The 15299-nt window shown below is 68.3% G+C and carries 13 protein-coding genes; 3 read left to right on the top strand and 10 right to left on the bottom strand.

Translation table 11 applies throughout. The features are described 5' to 3' along the window. Positions 1–107: 107 nt before the first annotated feature. The gene (locus M9917_RS18600) at positions 108–1166 is read left to right on the top strand and encodes a GGDEF domain-containing protein (RefSeq protein ID WP_297256177.1); all 1059 of its coding nucleotides are present in this window, start codon (positions 108–110) and stop codon (positions 1164–1166) included. 114 nt (positions 1167–1280) lie between these two features. Here the strand turns inward: M9917_RS18600 and M9917_RS18595 are convergent, their stop codons facing one another. From M9917_RS18595 to M9917_RS18555, 9 genes are all read right to left on the bottom strand, one after another. Continuing rightward, complete coding sequence (locus M9917_RS18595; protein ID WP_297256175.1) at positions 1281–1670, bottom strand: HesB/IscA family protein; 390 nt, start codon at positions 1668–1670, stop codon at positions 1281–1283. A 97-nt stretch (positions 1671–1767) separates the two neighbouring features. After that, complete coding sequence (locus tag M9917_RS18590) at positions 1768–2655, bottom strand: PhzF family phenazine biosynthesis protein (protein WP_297256173.1); 888 nt, start codon at positions 2653–2655, stop codon at positions 1768–1770. Positions 2656–2670: 15 nt separating this feature from the next. Next, positions 2671–3054 (bottom strand): SUF system Fe-S cluster assembly protein, encoded by a 384-nt coding sequence (locus M9917_RS18585; RefSeq protein WP_297256171.1) that lies wholly within the window; start codon positions 3052–3054, stop codon positions 2671–2673. Between the two features lie 16 nt (positions 3055–3070). Beyond that, a complete protein-coding gene (locus M9917_RS18580) occupies positions 3071–4309 on the bottom strand; it encodes a cysteine desulfurase (RefSeq protein WP_297256169.1) in 1239 nt (412 codons plus the stop codon). A gap of 4 nt (positions 4310–4313) precedes the next feature. Further along, positions 4314–4523 (bottom strand): tautomerase family protein, encoded by a 210-nt coding sequence (locus tag M9917_RS18575; RefSeq protein ID WP_297256167.1) that lies wholly within the window; start codon positions 4521–4523, stop codon positions 4314–4316. Further along, complete coding sequence (gene sufD, locus M9917_RS18570; RefSeq protein ID WP_297256165.1) at positions 4523–5872, bottom strand: Fe-S cluster assembly protein SufD; 1350 nt, start codon at positions 5870–5872, stop codon at positions 4523–4525. The genes M9917_RS18575 and sufD overlap by 1 nt, the downstream gene beginning before the upstream one ends. After that, entirely contained in the window at positions 5872–6624 is a 753-nt protein-coding gene (gene sufC, locus M9917_RS18565) for a Fe-S cluster assembly ATPase SufC (protein ID WP_297256163.1), read from the bottom strand. Before sufC ends, sufD begins: the two co-directional genes overlap by 1 nt. Before the next feature lie 79 nt (positions 6625–6703). Next, positions 6704–8176, bottom strand: a complete 1473-nt coding sequence (gene sufB, locus M9917_RS18560) for a Fe-S cluster assembly protein SufB (RefSeq protein WP_297256162.1) — start codon at positions 8174–8176, stop codon at positions 6704–6706. 60 nt (positions 8177–8236) lie between these two features. After that, on the bottom strand, positions 8237–9442 hold the full coding sequence (locus M9917_RS18555; RefSeq protein ID WP_297257122.1) for a cysteine desulfurase family protein: 1206 nt from the start codon (positions 9440–9442) through the stop codon (positions 8237–8239). Positions 9443–9734: 292 nt separating this feature from the next. On the opposite strand from M9917_RS18555, the gene M9917_RS18550 reads away from it, so the two are divergent. Both M9917_RS18550 and tyrS read left to right on the top strand, forming a co-directional pair. Further along, complete coding sequence (locus M9917_RS18550; RefSeq protein ID WP_297256160.1) at positions 9735–10406, top strand: alpha/beta hydrolase; 672 nt, start codon at positions 9735–9737, stop codon at positions 10404–10406. A 5-nt stretch (positions 10407–10411) separates the two neighbouring features. Beyond that, positions 10412–11656: a tyrosine--tRNA ligase gene (tyrS, locus tag M9917_RS18545; RefSeq protein ID WP_297256158.1), complete on the top strand. Its 1245-nt coding sequence runs from the start codon at positions 10412–10414 to the stop codon at positions 11654–11656. Between the two features lie 4 nt (positions 11657–11660). On the opposite strand, the gene M9917_RS18540 is transcribed toward tyrS, so the two are convergent. Continuing rightward, on the bottom strand, positions 11661–15062 hold the full coding sequence (locus M9917_RS18540; protein ID WP_297256156.1) for a DUF3971 domain-containing protein: 3402 nt from the start codon (positions 15060–15062) through the stop codon (positions 11661–11663). Between the last annotated feature and the right edge of the window lie 237 nt (positions 15063–15299).

The raw sequence follows: 15299 nt of genomic DNA, 5'->3' as shown, positions 1-15299 counted from the left end.
GCATGCCACCGTGGATACGGACAGGATGTCCCGCTTCGATGATGGCTATCGGAGCTGATCGCGGCTTTCAGGCCCGCGGCCCGGCTTCGTACCGGATTGGCAATGGCATGGACGATTCCGATTCGGCTCCCGCTCGTACCAGTGATCTCGCCGAGCGCGTGGTCGCGGCGATGCGCCAGCACGGCTCGCCGGACTATCCCCGCGCCTTCGAGGTCTGGTACGCGCATCTGAGCGGCGAGATGCCCGCCGTCAGCCTCGCCATGAACGCCATCATCGCCGGCAGCGACGGGCAGGTCGGCGCCGCCGACATCGACAGCCTCTACGAACGCTTCATCTCGACCGAGCGCTTCTCGCGCCAGGCCGAGCGCACCAGCCTGCAGGTGCTCGGCGAGATCGACGCGATGATGGAGCTGGTCGACAAGGCGCTCGGCTCCAGCGAGCTCTATCACGGGCGCCTGGCCGCCATGTCCGAAGAGGTTCCGCCGACGACGGATCGCCACAAGCTGCGCGAATGGGTCGAGGCGCTGGTGATGTCGACCCGCGAGGAGGTCACCCGCAAGGCCCAGCTCGAGGTCGAGCTGCGCGCCAGCTCCAACGAGATCCGCAACCTGCGCGAGGCGCTCGAATCCACCCGCGCCGAAGCCCTCACCGACCCGCTGACCGGGCTCGCCAACCGGCGGCATTTCGAGGAGATGCTGCAGAAATCGATCGACCAGGCGACGCTGCGCCGCGAGCCCTTCGCGCTGGTCATGGCCGATATCGACTTCTTCAAGCGCTTCAACGACGTCCACGGCCATCTGACCGGCGATCAGGTCTTACGCCTCGTCGCACGCACGATGAAGGACAAGTTCAAGGACAAGGCGGTGATCACCCGCTTCGGCGGCGAGGAGTTCGCGATCATCCTGCCGGAATCCGACCTGATCGCGGGGAAATTCGGGGCGGAGACCGTGCGCCAGGCGCTGCTCACCCGCGAGCTGATCAAGCGCTCGACCAATGAGAGCCTCGGCCGCATCACGATCTCGCTCGGTGTCGCGAGCTATCGCCGCGGCGATACGGCGGGCTCGCTGGTCGACCGGGCCGACCAGGCGATGATGCTGGCCAAGCGCGCCGGGCGCAACCGCACCGTGACCGAGGACGCGATCGAGACCGCCAGCCGCGTCGCCTGAGCCAGCCGGCCTTTCTCGAACCGCACGCCTGCCATTCCGGGCGTGCCGTAAGGCGCACAACCCCGCAATGACAGGGGGCCTCCGACCGAGAACGATCGCAATCGTTCACACCGCCTAAGGTGCCGTCAGCGCGCTCTCGTTCCTCGGCTTGATCTCGACCGATTCGCCGCAGCCGCAGGCCGAGACCTGGTTGGGGTTGTTGAAGACGAAGGTCGAGGAGAACCGATCCGTCCTGAAGTCGAGTTCAGTGCCGAGCAGGAACAGCACGGCCTTGGCGTCGACGACCACCGTCGCATCCTTCTCGGTCACGACCTCGTCGCCCTTGCCGACCGCGCGCGCGATCTCGAAGCTATATTCCATGCCGGCGCAGCCGCCCTTCCGCACACCGACCCTGAGGCCGAGCGCCGGACCGTCCCCCTCGGCGGCTTGCGCCACGATCTCGCGGATGCGGGCCGCAGCGGCGTCGGTCAGCGAGATGACCTTCAGGCCCGGTATCGAAAACATCGCCGTCCCTCCTCGACCGGGTTCAAGGCCCGGTGAAGCAAGATTCACCACTATAACATAAGGATCGGTGCAGCCTTCGTCGAGATGGCGCCGGCGTTCAGAGCAGCGCCTCGCCCCGGAACATCGGCACGCAGCCGCCGCCGACCCGCGCGCGGAACCCATCCGCCGCGCGCCGTGCGGCGACCTTCAGCAGGCTCGGGCGCCCCATCTCGGCGCCTTGCCTGATGCTGTAGGCGGCCTCGTCGCCGCCATCGAGCGACAAGAGGAAAGCGCCGAGCGTGGCGCTGGCGCTGCCGGTCGCCGGGTCTTCCCAGGTTCCCGAGAGCGGCGCGAACATCCGCGCCCGGACGGCGTTCCCGTCGCGGGCATAGAGGAACAGCGACAGCCGCCCCGCGAGCGCGGCATGGCGCCCCTCCAGCGCGCGGAAGGCAGGCAGGTCCGGCGCAGCCTGCGCCAGGGCCGCCGGCTCGACCTGCGCCAGGACGAAGTTCAGGCCGAGCGAAGCCTGCACCGGCGCGTGAGCGCTCGTGACGATGCCGGAAGCCGGCAGGCCGGCACAGGCCGCCACCCCCTCGGCCGGCAGCGCGATGCCGAGCGACAACGCCTGCGGCGCGGCGATGACGGCGCCCGTCACGGCGCCTGCCGCGTCGCGCTCGACCGCGATCTCGACTTGCCCGGCCATCTGCTCGAAGCGCAGCACGCCGCCGCGGTCGCGGCCATGGCGGGCCAGCACGCAGGCCGTGCCGACATTGGGATGGCCGGCGAACGGCATCTCGGCGGTACGATGGAAGATGCGCACGCGCGCATCGCAGGCGGGGTCTTCCGGCGGCAGGACGAAGGTCGTCTCGCTGTAGTTCATCTCCGCCGCGAGCGCCTGCATCTGCGCATCGGACAATCCGCGCGCATCAGTGAAGACGGCGAGCGGATTGCCGCCGAAGGGCCGGTCGGTGAAGACGTCGACAGTCTCGTAGGGAAAGCTCGGCATGCGACAGCGCCGCCTTCACCACATGTCGAGCGCGACGCGGGCCTCGTCGGACATGCGCGACTGGTCCCAGGGCGGGTCGAAGGTCATGTTGACGGTGACGCCGGCGACGCCCGGCACCGTGCCGACGGCATTCTCGACCCAGCCCGGCATCTCGCCGGCGACCGGGCAGCCCGGCGCGGTCAGCGTCATGTCGATCGTGATCTGCCGGTCGTCGGCGATGTCGACGCGGTAGATCAGGCCGAGCTCGTAGATGTCGGAGGGGATCTCCGGATCGTAGACCGTCTTCAGCGCGGCGACGATGTCGTCGGTCAGCCGGTCGATCTCCTCCGGCGGCAGCGCGCTGCCCTTGGCCATGGTGGGGGCGTTCGGCTTGAGGTCGTCGGCGGTGCTGTCGGTCATTTCTTTCAAATCCCCGTCAGGCGAACAGGCTCTCGGCCTTCCGCAGGGCCTCGACCAGAGCGTCGACCTCGTCTTGCGTGTTGTAGAGCCCGAAGGAGGCGCGGCAGGTCGATGTCACACCATATCGTGCCAAAAGCGGCATGGCGCAATGGGTGCCGGCCCTGACGGCGACGCCGGCGCGGTCGATCACGGTCGCGACGTCATGGGCATGGGCCCCCTTCATCTCGAAGGCGACGATCGCGCCCTTCTCCCGCGCCCTGCCGAAGATGCGGATGGAGTTCATCTCCGAGAGCCGCTCCATCGCATAGGCGTTGAGCCTTGCCTCATGCGCGGCGATGTTCTCGCGGCCGAGCGCCATCATGTAGTCGAGCGCGGCGCCCAGGCCCACCGCCTCGACGATCGCCGGCGTGCCGGCCTCGAAGCGGTGCGGCGGGTCGTTATAGGTGACCGTGTCCTCGGTCACGGTGACGATCATCTCGCCGCCGCCCTCATAGGGCGGCAGCCGGTCGAGCCATTCCTTCTTGCCCCAGAGCACGCCGGAGCCCGTCGGCCCATAGGTCTTGTGGCCGGTGAAGGCGTAGAAATCGCAGCCCAGCGCCTGCACGTCGACCGGCAGATGCACCGCGCCCTGGCTGCCGTCGACCACCAGCGGAATGGCGTGGGCGCGGCAGATCGCGGCGACAGCGGCGATCGGGACGATGGTGCCGATCGCGTTCGACATCTGCGTCAGCGACACCACTTTGGTACGCGGCGTGATCAGCTTCTCGAACTCATCGAGGAGGAAATTGCCGTCATCGTCGACCGGCGCCCATTTGATCACGGCGCCGTGGCGCTCGCGCCAATAATGCCAGGGTACGATGTTGGAGTGGTGCTCCAGGATCGACAGGATGATCTCGTCGCCTTCGCCGAGGTTCAGATGGCGCCCGAGCGAGGAGGCGACCGTGTTGAGCGCGCCGGTCGAGGAGCGCGTGAAGACGATCTCCTCCAGATGGGCGGCGTTCAGGAAGCGGCGCGCGCTTTCGCGTGCCGCCTCATAGGCTTCGGTCGAGGCGTTGGCGAGATAGTGCAGGCCGCGATGGACATTGGCATAGTCCTCCCGCATCAGCCGCGTCATCGCCTCGATCACGGCTTCCGGCTTCTGGGCGGAAGCCGCGTTGTCGAGATAGGTGAGCGGCTTGCCATAGACTTCCCTGCTCAGGATCGGGAAATCCCTGCGGATGGCGGAGACGTCGTAGGGCTTGGCCGGCGCGTTCATCGGCTCAGGCCTTGCCGGGCGCGGCCGCGTCCCGATCCGCGACGAGCTGGCCGCCATGGCCCCAATCCTCGCGCTCGATCTCCTGGATCACGACATGGGTGTTCTCAGGCTTCTTGCCGAGCACGCGCACCAGCGTCTCGGTGAAGACCTTGACGATCTCCGCCTTCTGCGCGCGCGTCGCGCCCTTGGTGATCTGGACGTTGATATAGGGCATCAGACCGTACTCACCTCGGAAGCGGCCTCGCGGGCCTTGAGCCAGGCTTCGACCTCGGCCATGACGAGGTCGCGGACGTTCTCGTCGGCGATGAAGGCGACCGCCTCGCCGGCGAAAGCCTGCAGCACCAGCGCCTCGGCCTGCGGCCGCGGCAGGCCGCGCGCCATGAGGTAGAAGAGCTGCTCGCCGTCGATCTGCGCCACCGTCGCGCCATGGCCGCAGACCACGTCGTCGGCGAAGATCTCGAGCTCGGGCTTGTTGAACATCGTCGCGCCGTCGTTGAGCAGCAGCGCGTTGCTCTTCATGCCGCCATCGGTCTTCTGCGCATGCGGGCGCACGATGACCTTGCCCTGGAAGACGCCGGTCGACTCGCCACCCGCGATCGTCTTGTAGAGCTCGCGGCTGGTGCCGTGCGGCACCTCGTGGTCGACGATCAGCGTCACGTCGGAATGCTGCGCCTTGTTGATCAGGTTGACGCCGCGCAGGCCGACCTCGCTATGCTCGCCGGCGAAGCGGATGAAATGCTGCTGGCGCAGCGTGCCGGCATTGCAGACGAGCGCGAAGGAATCGAACTTCGCCTGCGCTCCGACCGTCGCCAACAGGCTCTGCACCTCGACCGTCGCCGCCTGCTGGCGGGTGACGATGCGCACATGCTGGATCTCGCTCTCGTCGCCTGTCTCGAAGACGATCGCGCCGTTGATCTGCTGGGCGGCGGAACCGGCCGCCTCGTCGATCTCGACGATCGTGGCCTTGCTGCCCTTACCGGCGAGCACGACCGAGCGATGAAACACCGCCCGCTCCTCCTCGCCGGAAGCGAGCGAGACGATCACGACCGGCTGCGCGAGCTCGACGCCGTCCGCGATCTCGACGAAGACGCCATCGCGCATCAGCGCGGTGTTGAGGGCAAGGCCCGTATCGTCGGCGCCGACCGAGGGGCCGGCGAGAAGGCGGGGCAGGTCCTCGCGGGCCGAGACCAGCGCATCGGCGAGCGACTGCACCGAGACGCCCGCGGGGATCGCGTCGAGCGTGGAGAGCTCGGGCACGAAGGCACCGTCGACCAGCACGAGGCGCGGGCCCGCGAGCTTCAGTTCGGCGAGCCGCGCCTTGACGGCGCCGGTGACGGCGCCGCCGCCTGCGAGCGGGCGCGCCTCGCGCAGCAGCGCGCGCAGATCGGTATAGCGCCAGGATTCGAGCCGGCGATGCGGCAGACCCCTGGCCTCGAAGCCGGCGAAGGCGTCCTCGCGCAGCTTGCGCACGGCCGGGCCGCCGGGCAGCTCAGCCTTCGCGTCGGCATATTGCTGGATCAGCGTCTGCTCGGCCGCCGTCTTCAGCGGGGTGACGATGGCCATCACGCCGCCTCCCCGAAGGCAGCATAGCCCGCCTTCTCGAGCTCCAGCGCCAGGTCCTTGCCGCCGGTCTTCACGATCCTGCCCTTCGACATGACGTGCACCGTGTCCGGCACGATATGGTCGAGCAGGCGCTGGTAATGGGTGATGATCAGGAAGCTGCGGTTCTTGGCGCGCAACGCATTGACGCCCTCCGCGACGATGCGCAGCGCGTCGATGTCGAGGCCGGAATCGGTCTCGTCGAGGATGCACATCGACGGCGCAAGCAGCGCCATCTGAAGGATTTCCATGCGCTTCTTCTCGCCGCCCGAGAAGCCGACATTGAGCGGCCGGCGCAGCATCTCGCGCGCGATGCCGAGCCTGTCGGCGGCGGCGTTGACCTGCTTGATGAAGTCCGGCGTCAGCAGCTCGTCCTCGCCGCGCGCCTTGCGCTGGGCGTTCATGGCGGCCTTCAGGAAGGTCATGGTGGCGACGCCGGGGATCTCCAGCGGATACTGGAAGGCGAGGAAGATGCCGGCGGCGGCGCGCTGGTCGGCCTCCATCTCCAGCACGTTCTCGCCATTGAGCAGGACCTCGCCGTCGAGGACCTCATAGTCCTCCTTGCCGGCGATGACATAGGAGAGCGTCGACTTGCCGGAGCCGTTCGGCCCCATGATGGCGGCGACCTCGCCGTCCTTCACGGTGAGGTTCAAGCCGTTGAGGATCTGCTTGTCCTCGTCGGCGATCTTGACGGTGAGATTGCGGATTTCGAGCATTGTTTCGTTCCGATAAGCGAATGGCGAATAGCGAGTGGAAGGGCTTACGGCGATGGCGGGGCGGTTAAGCCACTCGCCCTTATCCGACCGAGCCTTCCAGCGAGATCGTGATCAGCTTCTGCGCCTCGACGGCGAACTCCATCGGAAGCTCCTGGAGCACCTCCTTGACGAAGCCGTTGACGATCAGCGCCACCGCCTCCTCCTCGGAGAGGCCGCGCTGCTGGCAATAGAACAGCTGGTCCGCGCCGATCTTCGAGGTCGTCGCCTCGTGCTCGAAGATCGCGGTCGCGGTCTTGGCCTCGATATAGGGGATGGTGTGGGCGCCGCACTGGTCGCCTATCAGGAGCGAGTCGCAATTGGTGAAGTTGCGCGCGCCCGTCGCCTTGCGGTGGGCCGAGACCATGCCGCGATAGGTCGAGTCGGACTTGCCGGCGGCGATGCCCTTGGCGATGATCTTCGAGGTCGTGTTCTTGCCGAGATGCAGCATCTTGGTGCCGCTATCGACCTGCTGCATGCCGTTCGACACCGCGATCGAGTAGAACTCGCCGCGCGAGCCGTCGCCGCGCAGGATGCAGGACGGGTATTTCCAGGTGATCGCCGAGCCGGTCTCGACCTGCGTCCAGGAGATCTTCGAGCGCTTGCCGCGGCAGTCGCCGCGCTTGGTGACGAAATTGTAGATGCCGCCCTTGCCCTCGGCGTCGCCGGGGAACCAGTTCTGCACGGTCGAGTACTTGATCTCGGCATCGTCGAGCGCGATCAGCTCGACCACCGCGGCGTGGAGCTGGTTCTCGTCGCGCTTGGGCGCCGTGCAGCCTTCGAGATAGCTGACATAGGCGCCCTCGTCGGCGATGATCAGCGTGCGCTCGAACTGGCCGGTGTTCTGCTCGTTGATGCGGAAGTAGGTCGACAGCTCCATCGGGCAGCGCACGCCCTTCGGCACATAGACGAAGGAGCCGTCGGTGAAGACCGCGCTGTTGAGCGTCGCGAAATAATTGTCCGTCACCGGCACGACGCTGGCGAGGTACTTCCTGACCAGGTCGGGATGCTTCTGGATCGCCTCCGAGATCGAGCAGAAGATCACGCCGACCTTGGCGAGCTCCTCCTTGAAGGTCGTCACCACCGAGACGGAATCGAACACCGCATCGACCGCGACGCGGTTCTCCGGCGCGACGCCGGCCAACACCTCCTGCTCGCTCAGCGGAATGCCGAGCTTCTTGTAGGTCTCCAGGATCGCCGGATCGACCTCGTCGAGCGATTTCGGCTGCGCGCCCTTCTTCGGCGCGGCGTAATAATAGAGATCCTGATAGTCGATCGGCGGGTACTGCACGCGCGACCAGGCCGGCTCGGTCATGGTCTTCCAGCGGCGGAAGGCGTCGAGCCGCCATTCCAGCATCCATTCCGGCTCGTCCTTGCGGGCCGAGATGTAGCGGACCGTGTCCTCGGTGAGGCCCTTGGCCGGCTTGTCGACCTCGAGCTCGGTGACGAAGCCGTATTTGTACTCGGTCACGTCGATCGACTTGACCTGATCGATGGTCTCCTGGACCGCTGCCATGTCTACTCTCCTGTCGCGGGTTCAAGGCCCGCCGGTTCGGTCTTCGTGTTGCGGAACGCCTCAGGCGGCAACCTGGGTGCCCCGATCGGTGTGTGCGGCCATGAGCCTGGCATAGGCCGCGAGAAAGAGATCGATATCCACCTCGCAGGTGGTCCATCCGAGCGACGCCCGCAAGGCCCCCGCGCTCATGGCAGGGTCGACGCCCATGGCGTCCAGCACATGCGAGCGCCTGACCTTGCCGGACGAGCAGGCCGAGCCGGAGGACAACGCCACCCCGGCGAGATCGAGCTTGATCAGTACCGTCTCGGCCTTGAAGCCCGGCGTCGCGAAGGCCGAGGTATTGGGCAGGCGCGGCGCCCCACGGCCGAAGACGACGGTCTCGGGCGCCAGCGCCAGCACTCCGGTCTCCAGCCTGTCGCGCAGGGCGGAAACCCTGTCAGCCTCGCTGGCCAGCGCTTGACAGACAGATTCTGCCGCCGCACCGAAGCCTATGATTCCGGGCAGGTTTTCGGTTCCGGCCCGCCAGCCGCGCTCCTGCCCGCCGCCGCGCATCGGCTTGTCGGCGAGTTCGAGCGCACCGGTGCGCAGGACAATGGCGCCGATCCCCTTCGGCCCGCCGATCTTGTGGGCCGAGAGCGTCAGCACATCGGCGCCGAGCGAGGCGATATCGACCGCGATCTTGCCGGCCGCCTGCACCGCATCGCTGTGCAGAAGGCCGCCATGGCGATGCACGATCGAGGCTGCCTCCGCGACCGGCTGGATCACGCCGGTCTCGTTGTTGGCGAGATGGATCGAGACCAGCGCGCGGGCGCCGGGATCGTCCGCGGCGAAGCGCGTGAGCCTGGCGTCGAGCCAGGCGAGGTCGACCAGACCGCTCGCATCGACCGGAATGGCTTCGGCCGCGCCGGCCGGGAAACGGTGTCCCTCGCGCACGCAGGCATGCTCGGTCGCGCTGTAAAGCAGCAGGGTGGCCGGTGTGCGCACGCAATCGCGCCCGCCATCGCAAGCCATCAGCCCGGGCGAGAGCACCGCGACATTGGCCTCGGTGCCGCCGCTGGTGAAGACCACGTTCGAAGCCTTCGCGCCGGCGAGCCTCGCGACCTGATCGCGCGCCTGCTCCAGAGCGGCGCGCGCGGCACGCCCCTCGCCATGGACGGAGGAGGGATTGCCCGGCAGCGTCAGCGCATGGGCGACCGCTTCCGCCGCCTCCGGCCGCACCGGGGTCGTGGCGTTGTGGTCGAGATAGGCGCGTTCCGCCGTCACGATCCTGCCCGCTCCATCCTCATCATCGCCGACGCGCCGACACGAAATGCTTGAAATCGCACCTGTGCGCCGTGCTATAGCCGCCCATCCGAACCGGCCGGAACGGTCGAAACCAAGGCTCGCTCGTGCGATCCCTCGTTTTGTTCCTGACTTGTTCACGGCTATTAGAACTATTCTAAGCGCCCTTCATCTAGGGCGCGCATGGTGGCGCCGTCAAGGGCGGCCGGGTTTTTAAGCGGGCATGCGCCCGCTTTCTGCCCGCCCGCGCCGGCACCGCCCAAGAAGCGGTGAGACGATGCCAGAGGTTATCTTCAACGGGCCGGCAGGCCGGATCGAGGGCCGCTACCAGCCAGCCAGGAAGCGCGGCGCGCCGCTGGCGATCATCCTGCACCCGCACCCGCAATTCGGCGGGACGATGAACAACCAGATCGTCTACAACCTGTTCTACACATTCGTGAACCGCGGCTTCTCGGCGCTGCGCTTCAATTTCCGCGGCGTCGGCCGCAGCCAGGGCCATTTCGACCATGGCGCGGGCGAGCTTTCGGATGCCGCAGCCGCGCTCGACTGGATGCAGGCTCTCAACCCCGAGGCCAAGAGCTGCTGGATCTCCGGCGTCTCCTTCGGCGCCTGGATCGGCATGCAGCTCCTGATGCGCCGCCCGGAGATCGAGGGCTTCCTCTCGATCGCGGCGATGGCGAACCGCTATGATTTCTCGTTCCTGGCGCCCTGCCCGTCGTCGGGCCTGTTCGTCCACGGTTCGGAAGATCGCGTCGCACCCGTGAAGGAGGTGATGGCGGTGATCGAGAAGGTGAAGACGCAGAAGGGCATCCAGATCGAACATGCGGTCGTCGACGGCGCCAACCATTTCTTCGACGGGCGCGTCGAGCAGCTGATGGAGCAGGTCGGCGCCTATCTCGACCGCAAGGTCGGCCCCGAGATCCTGAAGAGCGAGCAGGAGCAGGCCTGACCGCCATGACAGCCTTCAAGTCCGACCTTCTGCGCACGCTCTCCGAGCGCGGCTATGTCCACCAGATCTCCGACCCGGAGGGGCTCGACGCGGCCGCGGCCAAGGGGCCGATCAGCGCCTATATCGGCTTCGACGCGACGGCGAGCTCGCTTCATGCCGGCTCGCTGATCCAGATCATGATGCTGCACTGGATGCAGGCGACCGGCCACAAGCCGATCGCGCTGATGGGCGGCGGCACCTCGATGATCGGCGATCCCTCCTTCAAGGAGGAATCGCGCAAGCTTCTGACCGTCGCGGATATCGAGCGCAACCTGCAGGGCATCAGGCGGGTTTTCGGCCGCTATCTCGATTTCAGCGGCCCGGCGACGATGGTGAACAACGCCGACTGGCTCTTGGGCCTGAACTATCTCGAATTCCTGCGCGACGTCGGCCGGCACTTCTCGGTCAACCGCATGCTGTCCTTCGACAGCGTGAAGACGCGGCTCGAGCGCGAGCAGTCGCTGTCCTTCCTCGAATTCAACTACATGATCCTGCAGGCCTACGACTTCGTCGAGCTCAACAAGCGCACCGGCTGCATCCTGCAGATGGGCGGCTCCGACCAGTGGGGCAACATCGTCAACGGCATCGATCTCGGCCACCGCATGGCGGGCGTCCAGCTCTACGCGCTGACCTCGCCGCTGCTCACCACCGCGTCTGGCGGCAAGATGGGCAAGACCGCCTCGGGCGCGGTCTGGCTCAACGACGACCTGATGAGCCCCTATGAGTTCTGGCAGTACTGGCGCAATACCGAGGACGCCGATGTCGAGCGCTTCCTGAAGCTCTACACCACGCTGCCGATGGCCGAGATCGCCAAGCTCGCCGCGCTCGGCGGCGCCGAGATCAACGACGCCAAGAAGGTGCTGGCGACCGAGGTCACGGCCCTGCTGCACGGCCGCGCGGCGGCGGAAACCGCCGCCGAGACGGCGCGCAAGACCTTCGAGGAAGGCGCGCTCGCCGCCGACCTGCCGAGCGTGTCGATTCCGCGGGGCGAGGTCGCGCCGGGGCTCGGCGTGCTCACCGCCTTCGTCAGGGCCGGGCTCGTGCCCTCGACCGGCGAGGCACGCCGGCAGGTCAAGGCCGGGGGCCTGCGCGTCAACGATGCCCTCGTCACCGACGAGCGCGCCACGCTCAGCCTCCGCGACCTGACGGCGGAGGGGGTGGTCAAGCTCTCCTTCGGCAAGAAGAAGCACGTCCTGCTGCGGCCGGAATAAGCCGTCAGGGGCGCGGCTGCGCCTGGCCGGGCTGAACCGGCCGCTGCGCCGGCGCGCCGCCGAGCGGGTCGACGAAGCGGCGCAGGATGCCGGGCGCCAGCGCCGAGAGCGGGTTGATCGTCATCGTCGGCGCGCTGGCCGGGCCGGAGATGCGGAAATTGACGGCGAAGAGCCCGCCATACTGGCTGCCGCCGCCGAGCAAGGCCCCGACCACGGGCACCTGCGCGAAGGCGTTGTTGAAGGCGTAGCCCGGCACGAAGGTCCCGCCGATATCGACGCGGTCGCGGCCGTAATCGACATGGCCCTGCAAGGTGAAGCCGAGCTGGTGGCCCCAGATCACCATGTCGGAAACGTCGAGCCGGCTGGCGGAGCGGGTGAATTCCGCCCTGAGCTTGGTGAAGGCGACCTCGCTTGCATCGATGCCCCGCCCGGCCGCGCCCTCGCCCGAAAGGCCGCCCTGCGCGCCGACGACCCGGCGCAGCACGGGCTCGTCGCGGACCATGAAATTGCGGAACAGCAGATCGCCGCTCTGGTTCTCGCCGGGGATCATCGTCAGGATGAGGTCGCCGCCATAAGCCTTGTTGTAGAGGTCGAGGAAGCGCAGCAGCGAGCCGCCGTTCTCCGACTGGACGACGAGCTTGCCGCCCTGGCCCTGCCGGGCCGTGACCTCGGCCTTGCCGATCCGCCCCTGGAAGCCGACGGAGCGCAGATCGCCGCCGCGGCGGGAGAATTTCAGCGTGCCGGCGGTGATCGCCTCGTTGTTGAAGCCGGTCAGGATCGGCACGTCGAGATCGAGGTCGAGATCGGTGCTCCGGCCGGCCGCCCTGTCGCCCCCGCGCGCCGGCGCCCGGCTCTGCAGATCCCTGATGAAGGGGCGCAGATCGGCGACCGCGCCGCGCACGGTGAGCTTGAGGAGATTGCCGTCCCGCCTCGCCTCGACCTTGAGATTGTCGCCCGGCGACAGGCGAAGCTGCGAGAAGCTCGCGCTGTCCACGCCGTTCAGCCGGTTCAGCTCGATACGCCCCTTGATCAGGACCGAGCCGGCCTCGAGCACGAAATCCTCGAGGTCGGGGCCGTCCGGATCGGCGACATAGGCGAAGGCGACGCGGCCCGGCCGGCCGGAAGGCTTCACCAATCCGGGAACGACGCCCTCGAGCGCGACCTTGGTGAGATCGATCTCGACGCGCGGCGGCGGCTCGCCCCCCTTGCCGATCAGCTTCGTCACCTTGACGGGCAGCGTCCCGGTGATGCCGGCATCGGCCGGCAAGCCGCGCCGCTGCCGGGCTGCCGCGTCCAGCGCAAGCTGCAGGATCGCCTCGCCCTGCCCTTTGCCGTTCTGCCGCAGCTCGACCTGCGTCTTGTCGCCGCCGATGCGCGCATCGCCGCGCAGCATGAGCCCGTTGCGGTCGAGCGCGACGGTGAAGCTGCCGGCATCGAGCTTCTCCGTCCCAAGGAGCGTGTCGGACGCGACGCTGGCGAGCGTCCCGCTGCCCGTCACGACAACCTCGTCGGACTTCAAATCGTCGGCGAGCGGAAGGGCGATGGTGACCTTGAGGTCGCTCGTGCCCCTGATCGCCGCCGGATCGAGCCGGCCCGGATTGAATTCCCTCAGGGCCGGAAAGGCGATGAGCGCGGCAAGCGCGTCCATCGCGCCGACCGAGCGGAAGTCGATCCGCGCCTGCGGGCGCGGCGGATGGAAATCGGGCACGGCGAAGCTGCCCTCGCTCAGCTGGAGCCGGCGGCCGCCGCCGAGCTCGGCCGTCGCCTTGCCGATGGCGAGCTGGACGCTGCGCCCACCGACCCGTCCGGAGACGGTCGCATCGCCGAGCGGCGGCAGGCCCGGATCGGGCAGATAGCGGACGCGGTCGGCATCGATCATCACCGACAGCGCCCGATCGGGCATGGCTTCATGCCGGGCGAGCCGGGCATGGTCCTCCGGCGTGAGGGCAAGATCGACGGTGAGCGACTTCATGTGCCCGGCCGCGAGCTGACGCCGCAGCACGTCGTGCACGTCGGGCGCGCCGAAGCCCCGCCAGATCGCCAGCAGAGCGCGCACGTCGGAATCGACCGCCTTGATCGCGAAGCGCTGCTCGGCCGAGCCGTTCAGCCGCTGGACGAAGGCCGACATCTCGACCGAGGCCGCGGGCCCGCGCAGCGACGCCGAATCGACGGTCACGGCGGTATGGGCGGGATCGAGCCTGAGCGCGGCCTTCAGGGCGTCGATCCTGACCGGCGGATCGGCATCGAGCCCGGCGAGCTCGCCTGCGGCGTCGAGCGCGATGCGCCAGCCGCCATCGTCCTCGCGTAGCGAGCCTGTCGCCGCAAGGCGCGTGGCGCCGGCCCTGATCTCGCCGCGCAGGATGTTCAGCTCGGTCAGGTCGGCGCCGCTCGCCAGCTCGAACTCGGCCGAGTCGAGCGCGAAGGGCGAAAGCGGGCTGTCGGGGAAACGCAGCGTCCCCGCCTGGACAGCGATCCGCGCCGTGATCGACTTGCGGCCATCGGGGGCCTGCTTCAGGGTGGCGCGGCCTTGCAGCGGCAGCCCCTCGACCAGGACCGCGCCGGTGCCGAAAGCGAGCGCCACCGCCTCCGCTGGCTCGAAGCGCCGGATGTCGATGTCGGCGCGCTGGGTGCCGTCGGCCTCGGTCGTCAGATCGGCCGAAAGCTCCTTCCAGCGCTGGCCGGTGCGGCCCTTCATCGTCATCCGCGTGCCGCGCTCGCCGATGCGCGTCAGCCTGATCTCGACGTCTTCCAGCCCGGCCTTCTGGCGCCCCTCCGGATCGACCAGCGAGAGCCTGGCGCCGTTGATGCCGGCTTCCTCGAGCGCGCCGAGAAGCCCGTCGCCGCGCGCGAGCGTCGAAATGGCGCCCATGATGCCGGTGAAGGCGTTCCACTGCGCCGCGTCGGGCACGGCGGGCTGCAGCGTCGCCTCGGCCGGGGCCGCATCGGCATTGACCACGAGGGCGCCGTCCCTGGTGACGCCGAGCCGGACATTGACGCCGCGCAGATCGACCGAGACGAGCCGGATATCGCCCCTGAGCAGCGCCAGCGGCGCATAGCCGAGGACGGCTTCGGGGGCGCGGATGACCGCGCCGCTGACGTGCTGGAACGAGACCTGCCTGACGAGGAGCTGGGAACGCCCGTCGATCCGGCCGAGCTCGGCGGAGGTGGCCTCGACCTTCCAGTCCGGGCCGAGCCGCTCCTCGATCGCGGCGGTGATGCGCCCTTCGAGCCCCGACAGCGGGACGATGCCGGTGGCGAGCAGCGTAACAGTCGCGCCTGCCAGAACCATGAGCGCGACGCCGACCGCGACGCAGAGGGTGACGAGGCCGGCCTTCGCCCGCCGCTTCACGGTTGCGAGCTCGCAAGGATCGCCGGCGGATGCCGCTTCCGACGGCCCCCCGGCCACAGCTTTTGTGTCCTGCTCCGCCAAACTCGCTCGATCCCCTTCGGCGCCTCACGCCATTTCGTCTCAGGGCGCGGCCGTCTCCCCTTGCCGCGCGCCCGGAAGGCAGCATGACTGTCGATGCGGCCGGGCGGGCCGATTCGGCAATCCGGAAACGGAAGGCACGACGATACGCCGGCCCCAGCCTCAAGCCGCCATGCCGGGTTGCGGGCTCCATGCAGCGGGAAGGCGACGAAAGGA

Origin of the sequence: Bosea sp. (in: a-proteobacteria) (assembly GCF_023953965.1) — a bacterium.
GTDB lineage: Bacteria > Pseudomonadota > Alphaproteobacteria > Rhizobiales > Beijerinckiaceae > Allobosea.
This window is presented reverse-complemented; position numbering and strand designations above follow the sequence as displayed.